At 53.9% G+C, this 25,092-nt stretch carries 18 protein-coding genes; 10 read left to right on the top strand and 8 right to left on the bottom strand.

Annotation, left to right across the window (positions count from 1 at the left end):
- Positions 1-9: 9 nt before the first annotated feature.
- The gene (locus MKZ07_RS15545) at positions 10-1,617 is read right to left on the bottom strand and encodes a response regulator (RefSeq protein ID WP_076154178.1); all 1,608 of its coding nucleotides are present in this window, start codon (positions 1,615-1,617) and stop codon (positions 10-12) included.
- Positions 1,595-3,343 carry a sensor histidine kinase gene (locus MKZ07_RS15540; RefSeq protein WP_341026445.1) on the bottom strand — a complete coding sequence of 583 codons (1,749 nt, stop codon included), beginning with the start codon at positions 3,341-3,343 and terminating at the stop codon, positions 1,595-1,597. Before MKZ07_RS15540 ends, MKZ07_RS15545 begins: the two co-directional genes overlap by 23 nt.
- A gap of 84 nt (positions 3,344-3,427) precedes the next feature.
- Between MKZ07_RS15540 and MKZ07_RS15535 the strand changes: the two genes are divergently transcribed.
- Positions 3,428-5,008, top strand: coding sequence for an extracellular solute-binding protein (locus MKZ07_RS15535; protein WP_341026444.1), 1,581 nt, complete (start codon positions 3,428-3,430; stop codon positions 5,006-5,008).
- 279 nt (positions 5,009-5,287) lie between these two features.
- Here the strand turns inward: MKZ07_RS15535 and bglS are convergent, their stop codons facing one another.
- Positions 5,288-5,977: a beta-glucanase gene (gene bglS / locus MKZ07_RS15530; protein WP_372238049.1), complete on the bottom strand. Its 690-nt coding sequence runs from the start codon at positions 5,975-5,977 to the stop codon at positions 5,288-5,290.
- 229 nt (positions 5,978-6,206) lie between these two features.
- Between bglS and MKZ07_RS15525 the strand changes: the two genes are divergently transcribed.
- Entirely contained in the window at positions 6,207-7,274 is a 1,068-nt protein-coding gene (locus MKZ07_RS15525) for an AI-2E family transporter (protein ID WP_341026442.1), read from the top strand.
- A 995-nt stretch (positions 7,275-8,269) separates the two neighbouring features.
- A complete protein-coding gene (gene leuS / locus MKZ07_RS15520) occupies positions 8,270-10,699 on the top strand; it encodes a leucine--tRNA ligase (RefSeq protein ID WP_076154182.1) in 2,430 nt (809 codons plus the stop codon).
- Positions 10,700-10,838: 139 nt separating this feature from the next.
- Here leuS and comER read toward each other — a convergent pair whose 3' ends face one another.
- Positions 10,839-11,690: a late competence protein ComER gene (gene comER, locus MKZ07_RS15515; RefSeq protein WP_036690491.1), complete on the bottom strand. Its 852-nt coding sequence runs from the start codon at positions 11,688-11,690 to the stop codon at positions 10,839-10,841.
- A gap of 142 nt (positions 11,691-11,832) precedes the next feature.
- Here comER and MKZ07_RS15510 point away from each other — a divergent pair, with 142 nt between their 5' ends.
- The 7 genes from MKZ07_RS15510 (at position 11,833) to MKZ07_RS15480 (ending at position 19,715) form a co-directional block, all read left to right on the top strand.
- Positions 11,833-12,534, top strand: coding sequence for a ComEA family DNA-binding protein (locus tag MKZ07_RS15510; RefSeq protein ID WP_051493130.1), 702 nt, complete (start codon positions 11,833-11,835; stop codon positions 12,532-12,534).
- Positions 12,535-12,940: 406 nt separating this feature from the next.
- Positions 12,941-13,459 carry a deoxycytidylate deaminase gene (locus MKZ07_RS15505; protein ID WP_036690490.1) on the top strand — a complete coding sequence of 173 codons (519 nt, stop codon included), beginning with the start codon at positions 12,941-12,943 and terminating at the stop codon, positions 13,457-13,459.
- Between the two features lie 118 nt (positions 13,460-13,577).
- A complete protein-coding gene (locus MKZ07_RS15500) occupies positions 13,578-16,283 on the top strand; it encodes a ComEC/Rec2 family competence protein (protein WP_341026438.1) in 2,706 nt (901 codons plus the stop codon).
- 35 nt (positions 16,284-16,318) lie between these two features.
- Positions 16,319-17,269, top strand: coding sequence for a sensor histidine kinase (locus MKZ07_RS15495; protein WP_341026437.1), 951 nt, complete (start codon positions 16,319-16,321; stop codon positions 17,267-17,269).
- Entirely contained in the window at positions 17,247-17,954 is a 708-nt protein-coding gene (locus MKZ07_RS15490; RefSeq protein WP_341026435.1) for a response regulator transcription factor, read from the top strand. Before MKZ07_RS15495 ends, MKZ07_RS15490 begins: the two co-directional genes overlap by 23 nt.
- An 80-nt stretch (positions 17,955-18,034) precedes the next feature.
- Positions 18,035-18,961, top strand: a complete 927-nt coding sequence (locus tag MKZ07_RS15485) for an ABC transporter ATP-binding protein (RefSeq protein WP_036690482.1) — start codon at positions 18,035-18,037, stop codon at positions 18,959-18,961.
- On the top strand, positions 18,954-19,715 hold the full coding sequence (locus tag MKZ07_RS15480) for an ABC transporter permease (protein WP_036690481.1): 762 nt from the start codon (positions 18,954-18,956) through the stop codon (positions 19,713-19,715). The genes MKZ07_RS15485 and MKZ07_RS15480 overlap by 8 nt, the downstream gene beginning before the upstream one ends.
- A 34-nt stretch (positions 19,716-19,749) precedes the next feature.
- On the opposite strand, the gene MKZ07_RS15475 is transcribed toward MKZ07_RS15480, so the two are convergent.
- The 4 genes from MKZ07_RS15475 to nrdI all read right to left on the bottom strand — a co-directional run bounded on the left by MKZ07_RS15475 (position 19,750) and on the right by nrdI (position 24,760).
- Complete coding sequence (locus MKZ07_RS15475; protein ID WP_036690479.1) at positions 19,750-20,529, bottom strand: alpha/beta fold hydrolase; 780 nt, start codon at positions 20,527-20,529, stop codon at positions 19,750-19,752.
- 804 nt (positions 20,530-21,333) lie between these two features.
- Positions 21,334-22,293: a class 1b ribonucleoside-diphosphate reductase subunit beta gene (gene nrdF, locus MKZ07_RS15470; protein WP_341026433.1), complete on the bottom strand. Its 960-nt coding sequence runs from the start codon at positions 22,291-22,293 to the stop codon at positions 21,334-21,336.
- Between the two features lie 36 nt (positions 22,294-22,329).
- On the bottom strand, positions 22,330-24,414 hold the full coding sequence (nrdE, locus tag MKZ07_RS15465; protein WP_341026431.1) for a class 1b ribonucleoside-diphosphate reductase subunit alpha: 2,085 nt from the start codon (positions 24,412-24,414) through the stop codon (positions 22,330-22,332).
- Positions 24,401-24,760, bottom strand: coding sequence for a class Ib ribonucleoside-diphosphate reductase assembly flavoprotein NrdI (gene nrdI, locus MKZ07_RS15460; protein ID WP_341026429.1), 360 nt, complete (start codon positions 24,758-24,760; stop codon positions 24,401-24,403). The genes nrdE and nrdI overlap by 14 nt, the downstream gene beginning before the upstream one ends.
- Positions 24,761-25,092 lie beyond the last annotated feature (332 nt).

Raw genomic sequence — 25,092 nt, 5'->3', positions numbered from 1 at the left:
CTGACGGAATTACAGCGCCCGGTCACGGTATTCATGCGGGGTCATCCCCGCATATTCCTTAAAGAGCTTAATGAAATAATGGGCGTTGGAGTACCCGAGCTCCGAGGAAACTTCATAAATTTTGAGCGGCGTATGGATAAGCAGATACGCCGCTTTTTCCATCTTTACCTGACTGATATAGTCGCTGATCCGCTTGCCGGTCTCCAGCTTGTACATTTTGGAGAGATAGACCGGATGCATCTGGACATGGTCGGCGATGGCCTGTAGGGAGACATAGTGCAGATTACGGTTGATATACTCATGAACCTTGCGGATCAGCACGGTCCGGCTGTTCCGCCGTTCGGAATCCGTATGCTCTCTCAGCAGAAGGATAACCTCCATGGCCCATTCCCGCAGCTTGTCCGGCGTCTGAAAGGGAGCTTGCTCCAGCAGCGGATTGCCGGCAATCTCGCTCAGCAGCTTGTTATTCTTGTGGGCGAAGTAATAGAAGGCCGTCTCCAAGTGCAGACGGGCTTCCTGGATATGCTCCAGTGAACGCTCCGGACTGTGAACCAGCTCCGAGACGATAGCGTTCAGCTTGTCTTCAATGCCCTGCCAGTTGTTCGCTTCGAACATGTGGAACAGCAGCGGGGGCTCATACAGCGGCTGGAGAATCTCCACGGGCTGGGAGCTGCTGTTATCCGTGGTATCGAGATAGATGCCGGTCTCGCTGCCGATATGCTGGCGGATGGCTGAGATGGCGGATTGATAGAGAGTATAGACCTGATCCGGGAAGTCTCCCCAGCCGGTGGTCACCACGGACAGGCCGCCTCCCATCAGGGTACTGACATGATTCTGCAGCTGATAGGCAGCCTGGGCCACCTCATTTCCAGGATTGCCGCCGTGTTCCGAATCCTCCCTGGGCTGCAGCAGGAATACGAGATAATCATGCACATCCTTGCAGGACCAGATTAGAAACCGGTCTTGGAACAGCTCCTGGGCGATATTAATGATCGCATATTCAAACAGCAGCATGCTGTGCATATCCTGGCGCCGGAAGAATTCCTCGGGACGGACCACGGCCAGACAGACCGGCAGACCGGCCCTGAACGGCAGGTCGAACTGGTCCAGCCGCTCCTGGAGCTGCGGCCCGGGCAGCTTCCGTCCCTGCAGCAGCTCCCCGAGCAGGCGATCCCGCAGGATCGGCAGATGCTCGCGGAAGGTCTGCATCGTCCGCTGGTGAGAGGACCAGGCCTCCCAGTCACTGCGCAGCTTCTCCTGCAGCTTACCAATAACCGCGATCAGCTGGTCGTTCGCTATTGGCTTAAGCAGGTAGGCGCTGGCCTGCTCTTCAATAGCCTTGCGGGCATATTCAAACTCCGCATAGCCGGTCAGCATCACCACCCGGATATGCTTCCAGCGCTTACGGATGGCGGCAATCAGCTCGGTGCCGGACAACTCCGGCATATTGATATCTGTGACTACAATATCGATGGGATAACGCTGGAGCAGCTCCAGCGCCTCATACCCGGAATAAGCTTTGTGGACTTGTCCGAAGCCCATCTCCGCCCAGGGAATCGAAATGGACAGATCATCGACCACATAGGGTTCATCGTCAACCAATAGAATTTGGTGCATCAGGTTCCTCTTTCTTCTCCATACGGAGAGTTGTTATTAGACCGCCTTCCGGTGAAGGCGCAATCATCAGGCCGGAAGCCTCGCCGTAATGTAATTTGAGGCGTTGCTGGACATTCCATAGCCCGCAGCCTCCATCCTCACGCGTGGTTTCGTTGATACGTACCTGAAGTGCTGCAATAGCTTCCTCCGTCATACCGGCACCATTGTCCTCTACGGTAATGAGAATGGCTTCCCGGGTATGGCGGCCGGTGATCCGGATGGAGCCTGGGCCGATTTTTCGCTCAATGCCATGAATGATACTATTCTCTACTAGAGGCTGAATCAGCAGCCGCGGAATGTGCAGGTCCAGCAGCTCGCTCTCCATATCCACCTCGTAGCATATACGCTGCTTCCGCAGGTTCTGGATCTTCAGGTAAGTCTCCAGCAGCTTCAGCTCATCCTGAAGGGTGGTGAGGGAATGATCGACTCTGGTAATATAGCGGTAATATTCACCCAGACTGAGTGCCATGGCCTCGACAGACTCTGTATCTCCTATGGCGGCCTTGCTCTTGATGAAGAACAGGCAGTTGTACAGGAAATGCGGATTGATCTGTGATTGAAGCTGCTTCAGGTGGGCATCCTTGGCCCGGAGCTGCTCCAGATAGACCTGCTCGATCAGCGACTGAATCTTCTCGGCCATGTCATTGAATTCCTCATTAAGCAGCGTGAACTCGGGATTGGTCCGGGTATGGATACGGGTAGACCAGCGCCCTTCCTTCATCCGGTTCAGCGAACGCAGCAGCAGGCTCACCGGACGCTGCACTTGGCGGTAGAGCTGCAAGGAGAATAGCAGGCTCATCACCAGCAGGATGGCCGATCCTGTCAGGAAGGAAGAGCGGCTGCTGCGGATCGGCTGAAGAATCTCCTTCAGCGGTGAATAATGCACGACTTGCCAGTCGATGGCCGAGGAGGGCACCGAGCTGACCAGGAAGCTGCCCTGCTTAAGGTCGAAGATGTCGGAGGTACTCTTCCCGGCTGAGATATTCAGTGCCGCGGTGACCTGCTCCGCCATCTGCCGGTCCGAACTCCGCGAGAGGATGAAGCCGAATGACGGATGGTACAAGAAGGTGTCCCCCGTGTTCTGCGACTGGTAGGCATCGAACATCCGTTCAATATTGGAGACCGGCAAATACATGGACATCAGCAGCTGTGCCTCGCGCGGCCGGCTTGTTGCCTGAGCAGGGTCTGACAAGAGCAGCCGGAAGCCTGCCTCCGCGCCGGCCCTGTCCGACGAGATATACTCCCAGCCTGCCGGAAGCGGCTTGTGCAGGACAGAGACATCGAAGGACAGCGAAGAATCCGAGCCCAAGGTCTCCCCGCTGAAGGGCTTATACAAGACAATCCGGTTCTCCCACGTACTGGAGCTGGTCTGGAGGGACAGCTTCTCGAGCACCGTCATAATCGTCTGGGCGGGATCAATAAGATGGCCCAGCTGCGTAATCTGCTCATAATCGCGGATGGTGGGATCTCTCTGCAGGGCATACATGCTGCCCGCCAGCTGGTTGATGTTGTTATCCATCTGCTGGGTCAGGAATTCCAGATGATTGAGGTCGGTGGTTTTGATCTGACTGGTAATGACTCCGACATCCTTACGGTAGGACATTCCGTAGAACAAGAGTGTGGCAGCAATCAGCGAGAGCAGGATTGCCACCATTTTAACGAACAGGTTGGGACGCCATGCCACCATAAAGATCATCCTTTTCAAGACATTTGCTGTAATATGGAGAAGTGTATCATAAGATTATGAACTCTACGAAAAGAAGGTGGTTTCATGAAAGTCCGTTCCCCGCTATTGCTGCTGCTCCTGATCCTGTCAGGCTGCTCCTGGCACAGCACCGAATATAGTCAGCCGCCGGCTTCACCGCAGAGTACAGCCCCTCACTTCGATATTAAGGAAGGCAAATATGATCCTCCGGTAGACCTGTATACGGTCGGTTCCGTGAATCCCAATCTGAATTTCATCAAAGGGGAGAGCCTGGAGCACAACGTACATACGGCCTGGGCAGAGAAGCGGCTTGGCATCCGCATCCGTTATCTCTGGACGATCTCCGGCACCTCAGAGACCTACGCCAACAAGCTGAGGCTGGAGCTGGCCAAAGGCAATATGCCCGACATCGTAACGACCAGAGATGCCGATATTATCCAGGAGCTGATTGATTCAGGGCAATTCATGGAAGTCGGCGACCTGTTCGAGCAGCATGCGTCCGAGGTGTGGAAGAAGGCTGTTGCCGAGGATGCTTCGGCATGGAACCCCTTCGTGCGCGGCGCACACAGGTATGCCATTCCCATTATGGATTATGAATATAACTCCGATCCGCTGCTCTGGATCCGCCAGGATTGGCTGGACAAGCTGCATCTGAAAGTCCCGCAGACCCTGGATGAGCTGGAGCAGGTCATGGATGCCTTCGTCAACCGGGACCCGGACGGCAACGGGATCAAGGATACCTACGGCCTGTCGGCCGGATTCCGCAACGGCCCCAGCACCTGGATGGGAGACAGCAGCTGGGTGTTCGGCGCCTATGGTACGGTTCCTGAGCAGTGGAACCGCCGGAGTGACGGGACCCTGGAATACGGCTCCATCCAGCCCGGGGCAAGGAAGGCTGTCCAGCTCATGAAGCAATGGGTACAGCGCGGTTATCTGAGCGCTGACAGTGCCTGGTTGGATGAAGAGGGCGCGGCGAACCAGTTCATCTCTGGTAAGGCGGGTATCATTGCCGGACCCTATTGGATGCGCGGCTGGCCCCTGTCCTCTTTGACCAAGAGTGACACTCAGGCGCGTGTCCGGGCAATTGCTATCCCTTCGGGGCCGGGCGGCCTCACCATGAGAAGAGGAACCCTGCCTGTCAACGGTGCCATTCTGATCAATAAGAAGATGAAGCACCCTGAAATCTTTTTTACGTATCAGAATTATTTGTTCGATTCATACGCTACCTCGACCGGCGAGTTCGCCCATGGTCTTGCAGAGGGCTATGACTTTACCATGGCGGGCGGCCAGCCGAGCGCCCAATCTTCGGCGCTGCCGCTGGGCGGCATCCGCGTAGCCTCGTACACGCTAACCTTCGACGGGGCCCGGATTCCCTCCGGGGTCATCCGGGAGATCCCGAAGGACATTGCCCCTCTGCTGCTGGGCCAGAAGGAGGCTTCCCGCAAGGAGCAGTTCACGGGTCCTCCGACAGCGACGATGCAGCGCGACGGCGAGCTGCTGAAGAAGCTGGAGCAGAAAAGCTTCATCAAAATCATCTTCGCGGACAGCCCGCTTGAAGAATTCGACGAATTCGTGCACAAGTGGAACACCTACGGCGGACTTACCGAAACCATGGAGGTCAATGCCTGGGACCGCAGCAGCCGCTAGATGCCGCAGGGACAAGAAACCGCCTCTATAATAAGGCGGTTTCTTGTCGTAGATAAGCCTCAAGGCCTCTGCCTGTTTGCCTGGCGGCGGCTCCATCAAATCTGTTCCTCTTGAGCGGTATTCTTTCTATATATCGTACAGAAGGACGGCAGCAGCCGCCATACCAATGTGGCGATTGGAATAACAAATATTGAAGATGAGCCGCCATGATCCGCATAGACAAAAGGACCCCGGCGGATGCCGCTTGCGCATCGCCGGGGTCCATCACCTGCCTGCAAGTTAATTGCTTGTGTATTTCAGCCAATCGTAATAGGCGTATAGCGGGTTCGCTCCGTTATAGGAACCGAGCCAGGAATCCACACCCGTTCCGTTCCAGAGGTTCATCATGATTTTACCGGCCCGGGAGGGGATGTTGCTGGTTGCCGTATGCTTCAAGACCCCGTCTACATACCATTTAATATAACCCGGCTGCCAGTCGAAGGCGTACGTATGATAGCTCTGGGAAGCATCAAAGCCAAGATTGACAATCTGCTCATGACCGCCAACGCCATTGGTGTAATAGTTGAACTGGACCTTGGTGGTATCCTTGCCGAGGAATTCAATATCGATCTCATCCCAAGGCGTCCCGTCTGAAGGCCCGGTGTAGGTGAAGAAGGAGGAGACGATCCCGCTGTTCTTGGCCGGCTTCATACTGACCTCGTATTTGCCGTAGCTGTACTTGTTCACAGAGCGGTACTCCGCGCCGTCAAATTTATTATTGCTGGGACTGGTCAGGGCCAGACGAAGCTGTCCGCCACTGGTGAAAGAGATGTTATTCGCACGCCAGGTACAGTTGAACATGGAGCCATTCGAGTATCCGTCTGCTTTTTGCCAGGTTGCGGGGTTGAAGTAAGTCAGAGGCTCATTAAAGACGGTGGCCGCCGAAACGGACGGAGCTCCTGTCAGCAGACCAGCAAGCAGCAGGGTCATTCCTGCACCGAATAACTTGTGTAGCTTTCTCCTCATATACAATACCCTCCTCAATAATGTAAGCGCTTTACAATATGATTGTAGCGAACCTTGAGCCCGGCCACTATACCAACCTGCGAATTAAAATAACAAAAAACCAATTTTTTGCAGAGCGGAGTATTTCATTCCCCTCCCACACATACTAATAGGGCATGATGGTTAAGGGCTGTACAAGTTCAGGAGGGAGATTATGGAGGAGTGGTTCCGCAGTAAATGGCTCCGCTGGATGATCGGCGTGCTGCTCTCACTGATTATTCTATATTTCGTCTGGCTGCTCCGTCCGATGCTGAATGGGGTATTCCTGTTTCTAAAAGCGATCCTGGCCCCGTTCCTGGCCGCCATGATTATCTCCTATGTGCTGAATCCGGTGGTCACTATGCTCTCCCGGAGAAAAATGCCGCGCAGCGCAGCCGTCCTCCTGATCTATGCGGTGTTCCTGACCTCGCTTGCGGTGATCCTGATTAATCTGATCCCGATGTTCATGGAACAGCTGGAGGAGCTGAACGAGCATCTGCCGGAGATGACGCTGCACGCGCAGGGGCTGATGAAGGGCATGAATTCCAGACTGATTCCGCCCGGGGTGGAGGCGGGAATGAATAACTGGTTCTATCAGCTGGAGAACCGCCTAGCCGAAGGCATCTCCCACTTCCTTAATAATATCGCTTCAACCATTGGCCTGCTGTTCAACGCATTCATTGTGCCTTTTCTCGTGTTCTATATTCTGAAGGACTTCGAGGTGTTCGAACGGATGGTGGTATCCTGTCTGCCACGTTCGCGCCGCAAGTCGATTGTGATGCTGTTAAAAGACATTGATGAAGCGCTCGGCAACTATATCCGCGGGCAGTTTCTCGTCTGTATCATCATCGGCGTGCTCGCTTATATCGGTTACGCGATGATCGGCATGCCTTATGCGCTGCTGTTCGCCTGTGTTGTCGCGGTATTCAACATTATTCCGTATATGGGTCCTTTTCTGGGGGCGGCTCCGGCTATTGTAATGGCTTCGACCTTGTCATGGCGCCTTGTCCTGCTGGTGGCGGTGGTGAATACCTTATGCCAAATGCTGGAAAGTAACGTGATCTCTCCTCAGGTTGTAGGACGGAAGCTGCATCTGCATCCGCTGCTGATCATATTCGCACTGCTGGTCGGCGGAGAGATCGCCGGAATGATCGGATTGATTCTAGCCGTTCCTTTCTTCGCCGCTGCCAAGGTGGTTATTCAGCATATCATTGGCTATTATATCCGCAGAAGACCGGCTTGAGGCCACCGTAATTCACCCCATCACTTGCAGGAATAAGGGGAACTGCGGCTACTTCGGGTGAAAGGATTGACGGTACATGTATCTTTTGGTTATAATGTGGTGAATATTACGATAAGAAGAGTTATCATAGCAGTGCGATGAAGAGGAGTATTAATTCGTGAGACCGTTATTGCAGAGAGCCGGCACCCCAGGTGCGAGCCGGTTAACGGGCCGCAGTGAACTCACCTCCGAGTAATGGCGCGAGCCGCAGGTTCCTTAGGGAGACATGCGAGTGAACCGCCGTCGCCTCACCCCCGATACAGGGTGTCAAAGTGAGTGCCGGACAAAGAATGTCCGCCGCTAACTAGGGTGGTACCACGGGAATTCAAACCTCTCGTCCCTAGCGATTATACGCTAGGGATGGGAGGTTTTTTGCTGTAATAGGAAACTATAGTTTCCTGTTGCTGTGAAAAAGGTGTGTGAATTTGTGAATAAGAGTTCTTGGAAGGTTTCGTAGAATGGCTATTTTGCTGAATGTGACTGAAGTTCTGGTTAAAACCGAATACAATCGGCTGGTATAGCGGCACACGGCCTGAATGTATGTGAAAAACAGCATACATTGTGCTCGAAAGCAGGAACACCGCCTGAATGCATGTGAAAAACAGCATACATTGTCTTCGCACAAAGGTATACTTATTCATCTGTTAGGATGATTTTGTCCCGGTTAGCCCAGCGAATCATGGGCGGCTCTTGAGCTTTGCTGTTCCGCCGGGGGAACAGATGGTGTTTACCTAAGTTACAGAGTAATGGAACGGAAAGAAATTTTGGAGCCGGAGCAACGTTAGTGGCCGCCTTTAGATTCGGATTTCGACCGCGGAGAGCGGCTCTAATCATGAAATCTGAATCTAACAGCGGGTGGAGGCCCAAAACTTTTTTGTAGTGGAGACTAATCTCTTAACTTTTTAAGACAGCAGCAGTACTACCTAATACAGCAACACTCCAAGGAGGAGCACAAGATGAGCGATAATATTGGATACCGCGCCCAGACCATCGAGCCGAAATGGCAGAAATTCTGGGATGAGAACAAGACCTTTAAGACAAGTGAAGAATCTGGCAAGCCGAAGTTCTACGCCCTGGATATGTTCCCGTATCCTTCCGGCGCAGGACTGCACGTAGGCCACCCGGAAGGCTATACCGCCACCGACATCGTGTCCCGCTTCAAACGGATGCGCGGCTACAACGTGCTGCACCCGATGGGCTGGGATGCCTTCGGACTTCCGGCCGAGCAGTATGCAATGGATACCGGCCAGCATCCGCGTGATATCACCTTCAAGAACATTGACAATTTCCGCCGCCAGATCAAGTCGCTGGGCTTCTCCTACGACTGGGACCGCGAGATCAGCACGACAGATCCGGGGTACTACAAGTGGACGCAGTGGATTTTCATCCAGCTGTACAACCGCGGACTGGCTTATGTGGCCGAAGTATCGGTGAACTGGTGCGAGGCGCTGGGAACTGTTCTGGCGAACGAAGAAGTCATCGACGGCAAAAGCGAGCGCGGCGGCCATCCCGTCGTCCGCAGACCGATGCGCCAGTGGATTCTGAAGATTACCGAATACGCCGACCGCCTGCTGGAGGATCTGGAGGAGCTGGACTGGGAAGAGAGCATCAAGGATATGCAGCGCAACTGGATCGGCAAATCGACCGGTGCTGAGGTGACCTTTGCGATTGAGGGGCATGAGGCGGTGCTTGAAGTGTTCACTACCCGTCCCGATACCCTGTTCGGAGCAAGCTATTGCGTACTCGCACCCGAGCATAAGCTGGTGGATGCCATTACCACAGACGAGCAGAAGGCCGCCGTTGCTGAATACCGCGACAAGGCTTCCCGCAAGAGCGATCTGGAACGCACCGATCTGGCTAAGGAGAAAAGTGGTGTGTTCACCGGCGCGTATGCGATTAATCCGGTGAACGGCGCGCAGGTGCCGATCTGGATTGCCGACTACGTGCTGGCCGGCTACGGTACCGGAGCGATTATGGCCGTTCCGGGCCATGACGCCCGCGACTGGGAATTCGCCAAGCAGTTCGGCCTGAACATCATCGAAGTGGTGCAGGGCGGCAATATCGAAGAAGAAGCCTACTCCGGTGACGGTCCGCATGTCAATTCAGGATTCCTCGACGGTCTGTCCAATACTGAAGCGATGGCTCAGATGATCGCCTGGCTGGAAGAGAAGGGCAGCGGCAAGGGCAAAGTGACCTACCGCCTGCGCGACTGGCTGTTCAGCCGCCAGCGTTACTGGGGCGAGCCGATTCCGATTCTACACCTGGAAGACGGCACGATGAAGACTGTGCCTGTGGATCAGCTTCCGCTGCTCCTGCCTGATGTGGATGCTATCAAGCCATCGGGCACCGGTGAGTCCCCGCTGGCGAATGTGACGGAGTGGGTGGAGACGGTTGATCCTGAGACCGGCATGAAGGCCCGCCGCGAGACTAATACTATGCCTCAATGGGCCGGTAGCTGCTGGTACTACTTGCGCTATATCGATCCGCACAATGATCAGGAGCTGTGTTCACCGGAGAAGCAGAAGGAATGGCTGCCGGTTGACCTGTACATCGGCGGAGCCGAGCATGCGGTGCTTCACCTGCTGTATGCCCGCTTCTGGCATAAGGTACTCTATGATATCGGCGTAGTCGATACCAAGGAGCCGTTCCACAAGCTGGTCAATCAGGGAATGATCCTGGGGAACAACAACGAGAAGATGAGTAAATCGCGCGGCAATGTCATTAATCCGGATGAGATCGTTGAAGCCTACGGGGCAGATACCCTGCGCGTCTATGAGATGTTCATGGGGCCGCTGGAGGCCACCAAGCCTTGGAACGAAAAGGGCGTCGAAGGCATTCACCGCTTCCTCTCCCGCGTATGGCGCCTGTTCGTGAATGAAGACGGCAGCCTCAGCGCGAAGATTTCAGAGGGCGGGGGCACAGATGAATTCAAACGCACCTGGCACAAGACGCTGAAGAAGGTCACTGAGGATTTCGAGCTGCTGCGCTTCAATACGGCGATCAGCCAGCTGATGATTTTCATCAATGACGCTTACAAGCAGGAGAGCCTGTCCAAGGAAGCGGCGGAGCAGTTCGTGCAGATGCTGTCCCCGCTGGCACCGCATATTGCCGAAGAGCTGTGGCAGCTGTTGGGTCACGAAGGAAGCATCAGCTATGTTGCCTGGCCGGCCTATGATGAAGCCTTAACCGTAGATGCTGAGGTTGAGATCGTGGTACAGGTGAACGGTAAAATCGTCCAGCGCGCGCTGATTTCGGCGGAGATGGGCCAACAGGAGATGCAGGACCACGCTCTGGCCCTGCCGAATGTGAAGGCAGCCGTCGAAGGCAAAACCGTACGCAAAATCATTGCCGTTCCCGGCAAGCTGGTAAATATCGTAGTGGGTTAAGCGAAGAACGCAATTCTGCCCGCAGCAACGGAGGTATCCGTGCTGCGGGCTTTCTTGGTTTCGGGGCGGCGGACCCGGACGGAGGTGCGGGTACCGCTGGCTGCCGCGCAGGAAGTGGCGAGACAATGAATGGGCATTTCTAGCGGTCGGTGCGGCTCTGTGCAATGCTGCCAAGTCCGAACAGCTCGTCGAGCTTTTCCACATCCTCATCGTACTTGTCATGTGTTGTGGTAATCAGTCGTTCAAATACCCCCTCCAGACTGGTCTGTAAATGATTCAGGGCTTGCGCGGTAATGCCCCCGCGGACGGCAACCCGTTCCTGCAACTCCTGCGGGGTGAACGAGCCTTCGGTCAGCAGCTTACCCGTACCCAGTAGCATCTCACCCGCCAGCCGGGTAACCAGGGCTTCGTCGATGCCGGTTGCTTCTACAGCCGCTTCAATCCACCGCTCCAGGAAATAGCTCAGAAAGGCCGGACCGCAGCTGGAGAAATCCGAGGCGATCCGCGTATGACCCTCCGGAATTTCCTCAGGAACTCCAATGCAGGAGAATAACTGGAGCAGCAGCAGCCTGTCTTTTTTATTTAACCGGCTTCCAAAAATGCACAGCGAACTCCCGCCTCTGACGGAATGGGTGATGCTGGGAATGATTTTGGCGACCTTGGAGGGCAGGACCGATTCCAGATGGTAGAGCTGCACAGGGCTTGTAATAGATACAACAATCTGATCGCTGCGCAGATAAGGGGAGATCTCATCGGTTACCCTCTTGAACTGCAAAGGCTTGACGCACAGGAGCACAAGGTCGCTCTCTGAGGCGGCTTCGATGTTGCCGGAGCATATCGTAATTCCGGGATGAAGCTTCTTCAGCTCCATCAGCCTGCCCGGGCTGCGGTTGCTGGCCATCACATCACATGGATCAAGGGCTCCCGACCGAAGGAAGGTGTCGATCAGCAGACTTCCCATGCTGCCTGTTCCGATAAATCCCACTTTCATCCTGTGGTACCTCCTTTCTTATGCTGCTGGCTTGCTTACAGGAATACTCTTCGTTAAGTGTATGCAGGCCAGACTTGGACCAATGACAGGTTTTAATCGGATTTTTGAATAAAATTCCAGTTTGATGAGGGAGGACAACCTGATGGATAAAAGAATGATCATTTGCGCCATCACCGCTGCGCTGCTGGGCGGCAGTCTGGTGTGGGCCGCAGACCACAGAGCACAGGACGCCGGCATTGCCGGATGGTCAACGCTGAATGCCGGAATGGCGCAGGCGCTGGGAGTGGCGGACGAAGGTGAGGCAGGCAGTGCAGCCGCCGGGGGTGATGGCGGGAGTGTGGTAGCGGGTGGAAGTATGGCAAGTGGAGCGGCAGGCGGTGAGGAAGTTGGTCGCGGTACGGCGGGGAGTGTCGAGGTAACTGGTGGCGGTACGGCGGCGGGGGATGGGGCGGTTGGCGGGAATGTTGCAGGTGAGGCGGGTAGTGGAGTTGTTGGCGGTGTGGCCACCGGTGGTGGAACAGCAGGCGCTGGAGCGGCAAGTGCCGGGATAGCGGGTGCGGCGGACTCAGGAGCGGCGGGAAGCGGCGGTGCAAATGGAACGTCGGCTGCAACAGCTGGAGCCGCTCACATTGCAGCTCCGGCAGCGGCTGACGGCCGGATTAATGTGAACACTGCCGACATCAAGCTCCTCATGGATCTGCCGGGCATCGGAGAGAAGAAGGCGCAGGCGATTGTCGATTATCGCACCAGTAAGGGAGCGTTCCGCAGCGCGAACGAGCTAGGGAAGGTTAAGGGCATCGGCCCCAAGCTGCTGGAGAAGCTGAAACCGCTGGTAGCCTTTTAAGACCGCCGTCCTGATTGTCTACGAACAGCCTGTCTGCCGGGGCATAATAAGTTTCAACTGCACTCTGTACATTAGATTAGCCCTCAATCCGCCTGAAAACTAAATCTGCTGCACTTCGAACATTAGAATTTTGAAAATGTGGGTCTTTGGAGACTAAATGAGAGAATCCATTGTATGAAGTGCAGCAGAACGTTACTTAGGCGCTGAGAATGCATCTTCTACTGTATGAAGTGCAATCACCCCCCGCTCTACGGATGAGCAAATGCAGTGTAGAAGTGGCAGGACGGGAGATCTAAGCGAGAGATAGGCGAAATGTAGGCTGTTGCGGGCTATCAATATCCTAGTGAAAACGCAGCCAGGTATGCTACAATAATGAACAACTATTTAGAGAAAGTGGAGATTGCTGATGACTGTGGCTTACCGCAAGAACTGGGATACATACTTCATGGATATTGCCTGCATGGTCTCCACCCGTTCGCGCTGTCCCCGCCGCCATGTCGGCGCGGTGCTGGTGCAGGGGAAGAAGCTGCTGGGTACGGCCTATAACGGTGCGCCGATGGGGGTGCCGGACTGCTCGGAAGCAGGCTGTATGGTATCTGAGCAATACGAGCGTGAGATGATAGACGGTGTAGAGACAATGGTCAAAAAGCAGCGCTGTATCCGTACAATCCATGCCGAGCAGAATCTGCTGCTGTTCACAGACCGGAGCGACCGGGAAGGCAGTACGGTCTACGTTACGGATGAGCCGTGCTGGACCTGTGCCAATATGCTGGCTAACAGCGGAATCGTGGAGATTGTCTACCTTCGTCCTTACAAGAAAGACATGGAGAAGGTACAGGCGATGCTCACCTCCAAAGGAATCGTGTTCCGTCAATTGGAGAACTACGAGCCGCCTAAGGAAACGATGATTTCGATATCTGAATAACGGCGTACACCGGCGGAATTTCAATTATAGCTCCAGAGGAAGAACCTCTGTACACGCATTCGTATGCGTATGCAGGGGTTCTTTGGCGTCTAGAGCTAATTAGGAAGGAGAGATGATCATGAACAGGAGGCCTCTCTTAAGCTTCACGGTTTGCTGGGTGGCGGGAAGTGCCGCAGGTTGTATGTTCTCTGGCCGCAGTCTGCTATTCTGCCTCGCAGGGCTATTGTTGCTGCCTGTAGTCTGGGCGGTGAGCGGCGGAATACGCTGGAGGAAGGCTGCGGTGTTGGTGACAGCACTGATCCTGGCAGCCCTATACTGGGAATATAGTGAGGTACGCAATGTGAGTCTGCTGCCTGAGGTGCTGGGGCACCCGGTGAGCGAACTGAATGAAGCATATATAACAGCCGCAGGCGTTATCGCTTCTCCGGTGGAGCGGGACGGGGACCGGGTTGATTTTGTCGTGAAGCTGTCCGGGATCAGTCTGCATCAGCAAGGGGAACAGTCTGCCGCAGCGGGAGCAGTGGGGAGTGACCCTGAAGGTGAACGTGTAACTGTACAGATCAAGCTCCAGGAGGAAAGTGAGATAGCAGAGGCAGCCTTGTGGCAGCGGGGAGACCGGGTGGTCATTGAGGGGGAATTGATCCAGCCCCAGATAGCGCGCAACTTCGGCGGATTCGACTACCGTGCCTATCTGCTCACCCAAAAGATACACTGGCTGCTCAAAGGAACAGGTACCGCCAGTGTAAAGGTTAACCCTCAAGTCTCGTGGGAGCCATCCACTATTCTGCGCTGGAATGATAAGGCAAGATCAGTGCTCGGTGCAGAAATGAGCCGCTTATTTCAGGAGCCTCATGCGGGTTATATGAAGGGCCTTGTCATCGGCATCCAAAAGGAACTGGACCCGGAGACCTTCAGACAGTTCTCGCAGCTCGGGCTCACTCACATCCTGGCCATTTCGGGGATGCATGTAGCGGTGTACGTCGGAGTAATCCTGGTTCTGCTGCGCCGCTGCCGCTTAACCAGAGAAACCGCACTGACGGTGACTCTGCTGCTGGTTCCGGTCTATGTGCTGCTGTCCGGGGCCGGGCCGTCCGTGATCCGCGCCGGGATCATGAGCATGATTGCCCTGCTGGCGGCAAGACTGGGCATGCTCAAGGATGGGCTGAATATTCTGGCTGCATCCGCTCTGATGATGCTGGTCTGGAATCCTTATTTGCTGCTTAGTGTCAGCTTTCAGCTGTCTTTTCTGGTGACGGCAGGACTCATGGTGTATACACCGCTCGCTGCGCCCCTATTCAGGCGGTTACCGGGCTGGCTGGGCAGCAGCCTCTCGGTAACGATTATTGCTCAACTGGTCTCGTTTCCACTGACGATTTATTACTTCAACCAATTCTCGCTGTTGTCCGTTGCGGCCAATCTGCTGCTGGTTCCCTTCATCACCTTCTTGGTGCTGCCTTTGGGAACACTGGCGCTGCTCCTTGGGAGGGTTTGGAATGCAGCCGCACTCCTGACCGCGCAGCTTGCGGAGATACTGAATAATATCACTTTTGCGGCAGTGGAGTGGGTGAACGGGTTCACCGCCGGGATACTGATCTGGGCTTCGCCGTCAATCCTGTGGATCTGCCTCTACTACGGTCTGCTATACGGTTTGCTATACGCCTTGAAGCGGCAGACAGAGGCGAAGCTGGTTCCCCAGTTCATGGACGATGAGACCCGTCCGCTGGCGGAGCTGGAGAGGCCGGAACCGCGAGGTAACATCCGTGGCAGAGCTGGCCGCAATAACGTTCTGAATTCGGCAGGGGCTGCAAACAGCGGAAGAGCCGAGCTCACCTTTCAAGCCTATCCTCAATCAGGCCTATCACGCTGGAGCAATTCCGCAGCCATACTGTGCGCTATAGGCCTGAGCATTCTGCTCTACAAAGGCTATAACGCCGAGGTTATAAGCGATGGCTCCGGTTCCATCAGCTACCTGGATATAGGTCAGGGGGACAGCATCCTGATCACCACGCCGGGCGGAGCACATATCCTCGTGGACGGCGGCGGGACCGTGAGCTTCAGCAACCGGGAGGAATGGCGCATCCGCCGCAGCCCGTTCGAGGTTGGGGCGAAGACGCTGCTGCCGCTCCTGAAGCAACGGGGCATCCACCGGCTGGACGCGGTTATTCTGACGCATGGCGATCAGGACCATGCCGGAGGGCTCCAGGCGGTGCTGGAAGGGATGCCGGTATCGGCGCTGCTGTTCAACGGAACATTGGCTGACACGGAGCCGTATACCAAGCTGATGGCGACAGCGCTGGACGCGGGTGTCCGGCTGTATCCGGTGCAGCAGGGCAAGATGCTGGCCCTGGACGAGGCCACGCGGCTGGACTTCCTCTGGCCGGAGCCGCGAGCGGATGGACATACCCTGCCGGAGGAAGTGGAGGACCAGAACCACGAATCGGTGGTATTCCGGCTGGAGATGAACGGGCGGAGCTTTCTTTTCACAGGAGATATGGACCAGGCGGCAGAGGAAACAATCTTACATTCCGCAAATCAATCCGGTATTAAGCAAGGCAGTCTCATCGACGTCCTCAAAGTCTCCCACCACGGCAGCAAAACAGCCACCAGTGCAGACTGGCTGGCCTTCTGGAACCCCACAGCAGCTGTCATCTCAGCCGGTGTGAATAACCTTTACGGACATCCGCATGGGACCGTGCTGGAGCGACTGGCCGATATGGGAACAAGCATCTACCGGACGGATCAGCAGGGGGAGATTCAGCTCAGAGTGGACAAGGAGGGCATCACCATATGCTACAAGCTCACCCCCACCCCCGTCCCGCACTAAGACTCTGTACCTGTAATCGTATATAATAAAATCATATGAGGGGAGTTGATCGTATCCTTATTGTTCTGGCAGGACTCCTGCTGCTGCTGATCGGCCAGACGATCTACCTGCTGAATTACCGGAGACAGGTCAGTCAGATCAGCAGCCAGCTGTCTTTTATCATGGAGCATGAATCCCGTAAGCTGGTAGCTACCCAGTTGAAGCCGAGGGAGATCGGCAGGCTGGTGCGGGAGTGCAATAACCTGTTAAGCCGCCAGCGGGCGATGGGAGAACAGTTCAGCCGCAAGAATCAGGAGATGAATCTGGCGATTACCAGTCTGTCGCATGATATCCGGACGCCGCTTACATCGCTGGATGGTTACCTTCAATTGGCGCTGCGGACAGAGGCGGAGCAGGAGAAGGGGCGGTACGTAGCGCTTGCCCAGTCGAGAATACAGCAGATTATCAAGCTGGTGGATGAGCTGTTCCTTTATACCAAGCTGCAGAATCCCGAATACAGCCTGGAGCTGCAGCCGGTGGACGTTATGGAGGTGCTGAAGCGGAATCTGTTCACGTTCATTGATGATTTCACCCGGTCCGGGAATGAGCCTGAGCTTCAGCTGCCGGAGAATTCTCCCCGGGTGATGGGGGATATCCATGCGCTGGAACGAATCTTTACCAATATCGTCGGCAACTATTTCATCCACGGCAAAGGTCCGTTGACCCTAGAGGTTGAAGACAGGCAAGATATGCTGTGTATGCGCTTCACTAATCATCTTAAGGCAGGTAGAAGAGTGGATACGGAGCAGATATTTACCCGCTTTTACAAAGAAGATCCGGCGCGTACCCGGCATTCCTCAGGTCTTGGACTCTCGATTGTGAAAGCGCTGATGGAGAAAATGAACGGGCATGCAGAGGCCGGGTGTACAGCGGATACCTTCAGTATATTGATCGGATTCTCAAAAAGGGGGGAGGAGCATAGCCGTGAGTACCCATCTCAAGGATAACGGGCACCGCCGGATCATTCTCATCGTTGAGGATGACGAGCATATTAACGCAATTCTGTATGACGGGCTTACCGCCGCAGGGTACCAGTGCACCCAGTCCTATTCAGGCAGTGAAGGGATGCTGAATCTGGCGGAGCAGGAATATCATCTGATTGTCCTGGACCTGATGCTGCCCGGACTGTCCGGCGAGGCGTTCATGCACCGTTTGCGTGAGGAGCTGAAGTGCCGGATTCCGGTAATTGTTCTCTCGGCCAAGGATCAGCTGGATCATAAGCTGGATCTGTTCTCGCTGGGCGCTGATGATTATGTGACCAAGCCTTTTGAGCTGGAGGAGGTGATTGCCCGCATCCATGTCCATATCCAGCGGACGGCTGCCGGTGAGCCGCTGAAGGAGTTCAGGCATAAAAATCTGGTGCTGGACTGCACGGCCTACAGTGTCAGGATTCATGGAACTGAGCTTTCACTGACCCGCCAGGAATTCAGAATTGTCGAGCTGCTGGTCAGGAATCCCTCCCGCGTGTTCACGAAGCAGGATCTCTATGAGCTGGCCTGGGAGGAGATCTATCTGGGCGAGGACAAGACGATAACGGTACATGTCAGCAATATCCGCAATAAAATCAAGGCGCACGACAGCGAAGCCTATATTGATACGGTCTGGGGCATCGGCTTCCGGCTGAGTCCATGATGAACTTTGAACTTTCTTAACCTTTTGTTGGCGAACTATTAGTCTTCATCCTGTTAACTTAGGGTAAGGAGGTGGCAGATATGACAGATTGCATCATTGAACTATGCGGACTGACCAAGATGTACCACTCGAAAGCAGCAGTGCGGAATGCCAATCTCAAAATTTACAGAGGAGAGATTGTCGGCATCATCGGGAAGAACGGTGCGGGCAAATCTACCCTGCTCAAAATGATCAGCGGACAGGTGTATCCAACCTCGGGAGAGCTGCATTTCTTCAACCGTGCGGCGGCGGGGGGCCAGTCTTTTTTTGAGCGGATGGGGGTGCTGATTGAGCAGCCCGGGTTATATCCGAACGTCTCGGCCTATGAGAACCTGAAGCTGCTCGCCATCGCATATGGTCTAAGTGACAGGGATACCACGATAGAGAAATTACTGCGGCTCGTAGGACTGGACCCTAAGAATACCGCCAAAGTTAAAAGCTACTCCATGGGTATGAAGCAGCGGCTGGGAATCGCGGTGGCTCTGCTCGGAAGTCCCGATGTGCTGATTCTGGATGAGCCGATTAACGGGCTTGATCCGCAGGGGATTGTAGAGATTAGGGAGCTCATCCTGGAGCTGAACGCAGCGGGTCTGACGATTCTGATCTCCAGCCATATACTGGAGGAACTCTCCAAAATCGCCACCAAGTATGCCATCATCCATCAGGGAGAATTCGCCGAGGTGATCTCCAAGGAACAATTACAGCAGCGCTGTGAGGAACGGATCGAGATTAGCGTGGAGGAAGCGCGGGAGACTCTCCCGGTGCTGGAACGCGAGCTGAAGATTACACAATATAAAGTGGTGGACAGCCGCACGGTGTATGTATACGACGAGCATATCAGCATCCGGCAGATCGTCCAGGAACTGGCGCAGCATGGGATAATGGTAGATTCCATCTCAAGACATAAGCAGAGCCTGGAGCAATATTTCCTGGAACGCACGGAAAGTGCAGGTGAACGCCATGATTAACCTGTTGCGGATGGACCTGTACCGCTTCACGCGGAACAAGATTATGTACCTGCTGCTGCTCTTGTTCTGTGCCTTTCAGATCTTCGGCATCTATATGATGAAGCAATACGAGCAGCCGGTGGAGGGCCGTCCGATGCTCAGCAGCTTAACGGAGAGCGAATTCATCCAGCACACCATCTCCCAGCCGCCTTCATGGATGCTGATCTATATTGCGGTGTTCACGATCTACTTCTATATGAGCGAATGGAATTCCGGATTCCATAAGAATTATGTTTCCATGCGGCAGGCAAGAATCCACTCTGTCTTCTCCAAAATGGCGATTCTCGCCCTATTCATTACGATACTGTTCCTGACCCTGCTAATTGCAGACGGGATCGGCAGGAGGTTGTTTATGGGTCCGACGGATCTGGGAGAACTGGGCATGCTCATTACTCTGTTGGCCAGCCAATTCCTGCTGCACTGGGCGTTCTCCCTGCTTGTTCTATGCATTGTTATGATGACTAAGAACCTGCTCATCAGCTTGAGCGCCGGCTTCATTCTGGCCCTGAATGTGATCGGGATGGTACTTGGGGCGCTTGAGAATCAGTTCACGGGCACTCATCTGACGCAATATCTGCTGATCAACACGCTCGTACGTGTCAAGGATTTAGGCAGCACGGCTGACCTGATTCACACGTTCGGAGTGGCTATTGCGGCGATTCTATTCCTAAGTTATTTTGCTGTCCGCTACAAAATCAGGGAGGATCTGAACTAGGGAGTGGAGTAATCATCACTCGGCGGCACCTGGATCAAATTTTTCTGCATTCCCCGGGCAGCTCCCCGCCCTGAATCCAGGCCTCGACCAGCTTATTGAACAGCTCAGGCTTAGCCAGAGGGACTCCATGTCCCATCCGGGGAATCACCACGCCCATAGAGCGGGGGTTGGCGGCCACCAGATCCCGGGCGGATTGCTTCATGACAGATTTCTCACGTTCACCTACAGTAACCAGTATCTTGCCTGAGGCCTCGCTGAACCCGGCTGGAATGCGGAACGACATATTCTCTTCCAGCACCCGGATCAGCGTCATTAGCTCCATCTGCCGGCTCTCTTCAACATACCGTTCCAGGTACTCCTCGCCCAGATAGAGCGTCTTAGCCTGCAGCTTCGCGAACCATCTGTACTTAATCAGCGGAAAAGACAGTCTGACCGCCGGCCCGATCAGCCTGCTGGTGGAGGGAATCGGCCGCACTAACGCGCTGTTGATGATGGCATAATCGATCATCTCCGGTCTTATCCCCAGCATCTGAACCAACACCTGTGCACCCAGTGAGAATCCGGTAACAACAATCTTTCGTCCCTTAGCCCGCTCCTCTATGAGTAATACAAGTTCCTCCGCACTGCTGCAGATCGTGAATTCCTTATCCTCCCGGCTGAACCCGTGCCCCGGCAGATCCGGGACCAGACAATGATAACGGTCGAACGCCGCGACCTGCTTCTCCCACATCCAGCCGCTCACGCCGCCGCCATGCAGGAAGACCACCAGATAATCCCCATTCGGGTCTCCGTACTCCTGAATATGTATAGCCACTCCGCACACCTCTTTCCTGTAAAAAGATCATCCCTACTCCTACGTCCTAATACTCATATGGTCTCATAAGTAGAGTCGGTTACACCCTAACCGGGCACGCAACCCTCAGCAAGTGAACCAATTTTAGAGGCTGATATTGCACCCTTTGCCGACTTCTAATCCTACATTCAAGTAAGTAATTGTATTTCCTGCATTAGAAAACGCATAGCTGACCGTAAAAAGCGATTCTATTGTATTTCATACAGTAGAATGTTGTGTTTTGGGTGAAAATTGGCCCTTTTTCAAAATTCAATTGTACCGAATACAATAGATTCTATTTTGAAGGCTTTTTTACAATATTCCATTGTACAAAATGCAACTGCTATCGTTCCAGCGCCTACAGCATCCAATGACTGCTATGAGAATGAGACACTGGTTCGTTAAGAGCCGGTAATGGTCATATTCACAATAATAATTCTGACACTGTACTAGCTTGGATGCATCTAACAGAAAAAGCCCCGGCAGCTTGTCCAAGCTGCCGGGGCTTTACTCTACTATACAACAACCTAACATAAGTTGAATCAAAGAAAATAACGAAAAGCAAAAAGGATCAGAGGGGAATTTTGGAACTGTAAGAGCGGTAGCGTCCGCCTGAAAGCTTTCCGTACGTAGGAAAGCTCGCTATCTACAGCATATGCTAGGTTTGGATTTCTACCGCGAACGGCGGTCTAATCAAGGAAATTTGTATACAACAGCGGCCGGAAGTCCAAATATTCTCCGTAGTGACGACTGAGATGTGAGCCGGATTTTTAAATTCAGCTTATCTTAAAACTGGAAGTCCTCATCCCGCAAAGGCTCCACATTCATAGCCCGCACATAACCGTTCCCCTTCTTCGAGAAGAAGTCATGCTGCTTCGTGTGGGTCATGATCCCGTTCTGCACGATCGGGTTAATCTCTTCCTCATCGAACAGCGGGTCATGGCCAAGGTTCATCATGGCCTTGTTAGCGTTGTAGCGCAGGAAGGTCTTCACTTCCTCTACCAGACCTATCGGCGCGTAGATCTGCTCGGTGTATTGCTCCTCGTTCGCGTGGAGCAGACGCAGCAGGCCGACCAGGGTCTGGTAGACATCGCTCTGGTCTTCTTCGGATAGCTCCTCGAAAATCTCCTGGGCCAGCACGCCGACATAGACGCCGTGGATGCTCTCATCGCGCAGGATCAGGTCGATGATCTCGCCGCTGCTGGTCATTTTGCCCTGTCCGGCCAGATAGAGCGGGTAGAAGAAGCCGCTATAGAACAGGTAGCTCTCCAGTAGGACCGAGGCGGACATCGCCAGATAGAGGTCTTTCTTGGTCTCAATCTTTTGATAATACTCCGAGATCGTCTGGGCCTTGAACTGCAGGAACGTATTGTCCTCCACCCAGCGGAAAATCCCGTCAATCTCCTCAGTCGAAGCCAGTGTGGTGAAAATGCTGCTGTACGACTTCGCATGAATCTGCTCCATCATCCCCATGAAGCCAAGGACCGCCTTGCGCTGCAAGCCGTCCACATGCTCCATAATTTGCGGCATGCCTACGCCGCCCTGAATCGTATCGAGCAGGGTCAATCCGCCCAGCACCTTCATATAAGAGTCCTTCTCGATCTCGCTTAGCGTGAGCCAGGACATTTTGTCATCGGATAGTGGTATTTCATCATCGGTCCAGAACTGCATAATATTCTGGTTCCAGAACATCAGCGAGAAATCGTCGTCGGGACGGTTCCAGTTCACGGCTTGAATTGCGCTCATAATCGTATATTCTCCCTTTCTGTACCTGTGCCCCTCTTAGATGGAGCAGGCCAGGCATTCCTCGACAGACAATTTGTTGGTCCGGGTGTAGTACAGGGATTTCAGCCCTTTGTGCGCCGCATACAGGTAAGAACGGGCCAGCTCACGGGTGGTGACATCACTGTTCACATGCAGGACTGTTGAGATACCCTGGTCGATATGAGGCTGAATCTCCGCAATCAGATCAATCACCTTGAACTGGTCCATCTGGTAGGCGGATTTATAATAGAACACATTGTCCGGACGCAGGTAAGGCATCGGATAGTAGGTAGTCGAGTTGGCATAAGTGCGGGTCTCGATCTGCTCCACGATCGGCATAACGCTGGAGGTAGCATTCTGGATGTACGAGATGCTCGCAGTCGGCGCAATCGCCAGACGGTAGGCATGGTACAGGCCGTGCTTCATCACCTTGTCACGCAGCTCTTTCCAATCCTCTGTAGTAGGAATGGTGATGCCCTCGAACAGCTCCTGCGCTTTTGCCGTAACCGGACGGTAGTCTGTAGTCAGATAACGGTCGAAATACACGCCGCTGGCGTAGTCAGACTGCTCGAAGCCATAGAACGTTTCGCCTGTCTCGGCGGCAATCTCCATACTTTTCTCAATCGAATGATAGTTCATCGTCATGAAGAAGGTGCGTGCGAAATCACGGGCCTGCTCACTCTCATAAGCCACTTTATTCTTGGCAAAATAACCATGCAGGTTCATTACGCCCAGACCCACGGAGTGCATTTCCTTGTTCGCCTTAGCCACGCCTGGAGCATTGGAGACAGTTGTCATATCGCTGACAGCCGTCAGTGCCAGCATGCCCTCATGTACGGATTCACGGATCTTACCGTGCTCCATCACGTTCACGATGTTGAGGGAAGCCAGGTTGCAGCTGATATCGCGGCGGATCTCGTCCTGCTGTCCGTAATCGTTAATCTCTGAAGTCTCCTGCAATTGGAAAATCTCCGTGCACAGGTTAGACATCTTAATCTGACCCACATTCCGCAGGGCGTGAGCAGCGTTGGCATTGCTCTTGTTCATAATATAGGGATAGCCCGATTCAAGCTGGATCATGGCGATCTTGGTCAGCATGTCGCGTGCGCTCATGGCGATTTTTTTCTTCACGCGCGGATCAGCGAGCAGGGTGTCATACATGACGTCCAGATCCATGTCATCCAGGTGCGTACCATACGCCTGATAGACTGTGTAAGGAGCGAACACATGCAGCGGCTGATTATCCTGCGCCAGCTTGTAGAAGCGGTTAGGCACGATCAGGCCAATAGACAACGTCTTCAGGCGTGTCCGTTCGTCGGCGTTAATCTTTTTGCTATCCAGGAACTCCAGTACATCCCAGCCAAAAATATTATAATAAGCCGCACCCGAACCCTTACGCTGGCCCATCTGGTCTGCATAGGAGAAGCCGTCTTCCATGAGCTTCAGGACAGGCATGATGCCTTTGGCCGCATCCTCGACACCCTTAATGGTCTCGCCGCGCGAGCGCAGCTTGGACAGATTGACGGCAACGCCGCCCCCGATTTTTGACAGCTGCATGCAGGTGTTCAGCACATAGTTGATCGAATTGAGTGAGTCATCCATTTCCAGCAGGAAGCAGGAGACCATCTCGCCGCGGCGGCTTTTACCGGCATTGAGGAAGGTTGGTGTCGCCGGCTGCAGGCGCTGTTCCATCATCGAGCGGGCCAGTGTGCGGGCAGTCTCTACGTTGCCCCGTCCCAGATGCAGAGCCACTACGGCTACGCGGTCCGGATAATGCTCCAGGTACTGCTTACGGTCATTGGTTTTGACGGCATAGTCGGTATAGAACTTGGAAGCCGCCATATAAGAAGGGAAGCGGAAATTATATTCATGGGCGATCCGGTAGACATCCTCCATCTCAGCAGCGGAGTAGCGGTCGTACAGGTCCTCGTAGTAGTCATTGGCAATCATATAATCAATCTTGGCCTTGGTATCCGTGAAGGTCAGGCTGCGCCGCTCCACTTCCTGCATGAACTCGGCTACTGCCTCCTGGTCCTTATCCAATTGGAAAAAGCCGCTTTCGTCTCTCTTCATCAACATGTTGTTCAATTCAATATGCCGCAACCCGGTCCACCTCCTGTTTTATGCGCTGTACGTCCCCGAAGGTTCCCGACAATTCAAACTTGCCGACCACCGGTACGTTGTAACGCTGTGCAATCAGATCTGCGCTATGCGCGTATAGCTCACCCCAGTTTTTGTTGCCGCTCGCGGCAATACCCTTGAGTCTGGAATGGTTATGCTCAAGGAACGTAGCCACCTTCGCTGGAATCTGTCCAAATCCGGTGGTGTATGTAACAAGCACATAAGGCTCGTCGATCGTCATATGCTCTTCGATTTGAACCGCCGGAAGCTTCAATTTATTAATGAATCTTCTAACGTTGCCGGTCTTGGAATCGTAAGCAATCAACATGGCTCCTAACCTCCTATAACATGTAGCCCATTTTACTTGACAAATGAACAATAGCGGTTTTACTAGATTTATGGGCTTAGCTCTTATATACACTATATTTAGTAATGCTTAATCATTTTATATACCATATATTGAAAAGTCAAGCGGTGAACAAGCTCTCACAGCCGCCCCAAATGCCTCTCTAAATCGCCAATCCCACGCCCCGCCTGCATTCTATTCTCTTATAATTAATTAGTATTTTTTTTAAGCAATTTGCGGGGCTGGGGAATGGTCCAGATGGGGCATTTGGAGAAGGGGAAGGCTCGGTGAATTTTGGTAGCGTTTTAATTAAA

Origin of the sequence: Paenibacillus sp. FSL P4-0338 (assembly GCF_038002365.1) — a bacterium.
Taxonomy (GTDB): Bacteria; Bacillota; Bacilli; order Paenibacillales; family Paenibacillaceae; genus Paenibacillus_AQ.
This window is presented reverse-complemented; position numbering and strand designations above follow the sequence as displayed.

Excerpts from the sequence above, each read along its gene's own strand:
- MKZ07_RS15535 (WP_341026444.1), top strand. The coding sequence starts at position 3,428 with ATGAAAGTCCGTTCCCCGCTATTGCTGCTGCTCCTGATCCTGTCAGGC.
- nrdI (WP_341026429.1), bottom strand. The coding sequence starts at position 24,760 with ATGTTGATTGCTTACGATTCCAAGACCGGCAACGTTAGAAGATTCATT.
- MKZ07_RS15495 (WP_341026437.1), top strand. The coding sequence starts at position 16,319 with ATGAGGGGAGTTGATCGTATCCTTATTGTTCTGGCAGGACTCCTGCTG.
- MKZ07_RS15480 (WP_036690481.1), top strand. The coding sequence starts at position 18,954 with ATGATTAACCTGTTGCGGATGGACCTGTACCGCTTCACGCGGAACAAG.
- MKZ07_RS15510 (WP_051493130.1), top strand. The coding sequence starts at position 11,833 with ATGGATAAAAGAATGATCATTTGCGCCATCACCGCTGCGCTGCTGGGC.
- leuS (WP_076154182.1), top strand. The coding sequence starts at position 8,270 with ATGAGCGATAATATTGGATACCGCGCCCAGACCATCGAGCCGAAATGG.
- MKZ07_RS15505 (WP_036690490.1), top strand. The coding sequence starts at position 12,941 with ATGACTGTGGCTTACCGCAAGAACTGGGATACATACTTCATGGATATT.
- bglS (WP_372238049.1), bottom strand. The coding sequence starts at position 5,977 with ATGACCCTGCTGCTTGCTGGTCTGCTGACAGGAGCTCCGTCCGTTTCG.
- comER (WP_036690491.1), bottom strand. The coding sequence starts at position 11,690 with ATGAAAGTGGGATTTATCGGAACAGGCAGCATGGGAAGTCTGCTGATC.
- MKZ07_RS15540 (WP_341026445.1), bottom strand. The coding sequence starts at position 3,343 with ATGGTGGCATGGCGTCCCAACCTGTTCGTTAAAATGGTGGCAATCCTG.
- MKZ07_RS15500 (WP_341026438.1), top strand. The coding sequence starts at position 13,578 with ATGAACAGGAGGCCTCTCTTAAGCTTCACGGTTTGCTGGGTGGCGGGA.
- nrdF (WP_341026433.1), bottom strand. The coding sequence starts at position 22,293 with ATGAGCGCAATTCAAGCCGTGAACTGGAACCGTCCCGACGACGATTTC.
- MKZ07_RS15545 (WP_076154178.1), bottom strand. The coding sequence starts at position 1,617 with ATGCACCAAATTCTATTGGTTGACGATGAACCCTATGTGGTCGATGAT.
- MKZ07_RS15525 (WP_341026442.1), top strand. The coding sequence starts at position 6,207 with ATGGAGGAGTGGTTCCGCAGTAAATGGCTCCGCTGGATGATCGGCGTG.
- MKZ07_RS15485 (WP_036690482.1), top strand. The coding sequence starts at position 18,035 with ATGACAGATTGCATCATTGAACTATGCGGACTGACCAAGATGTACCAC.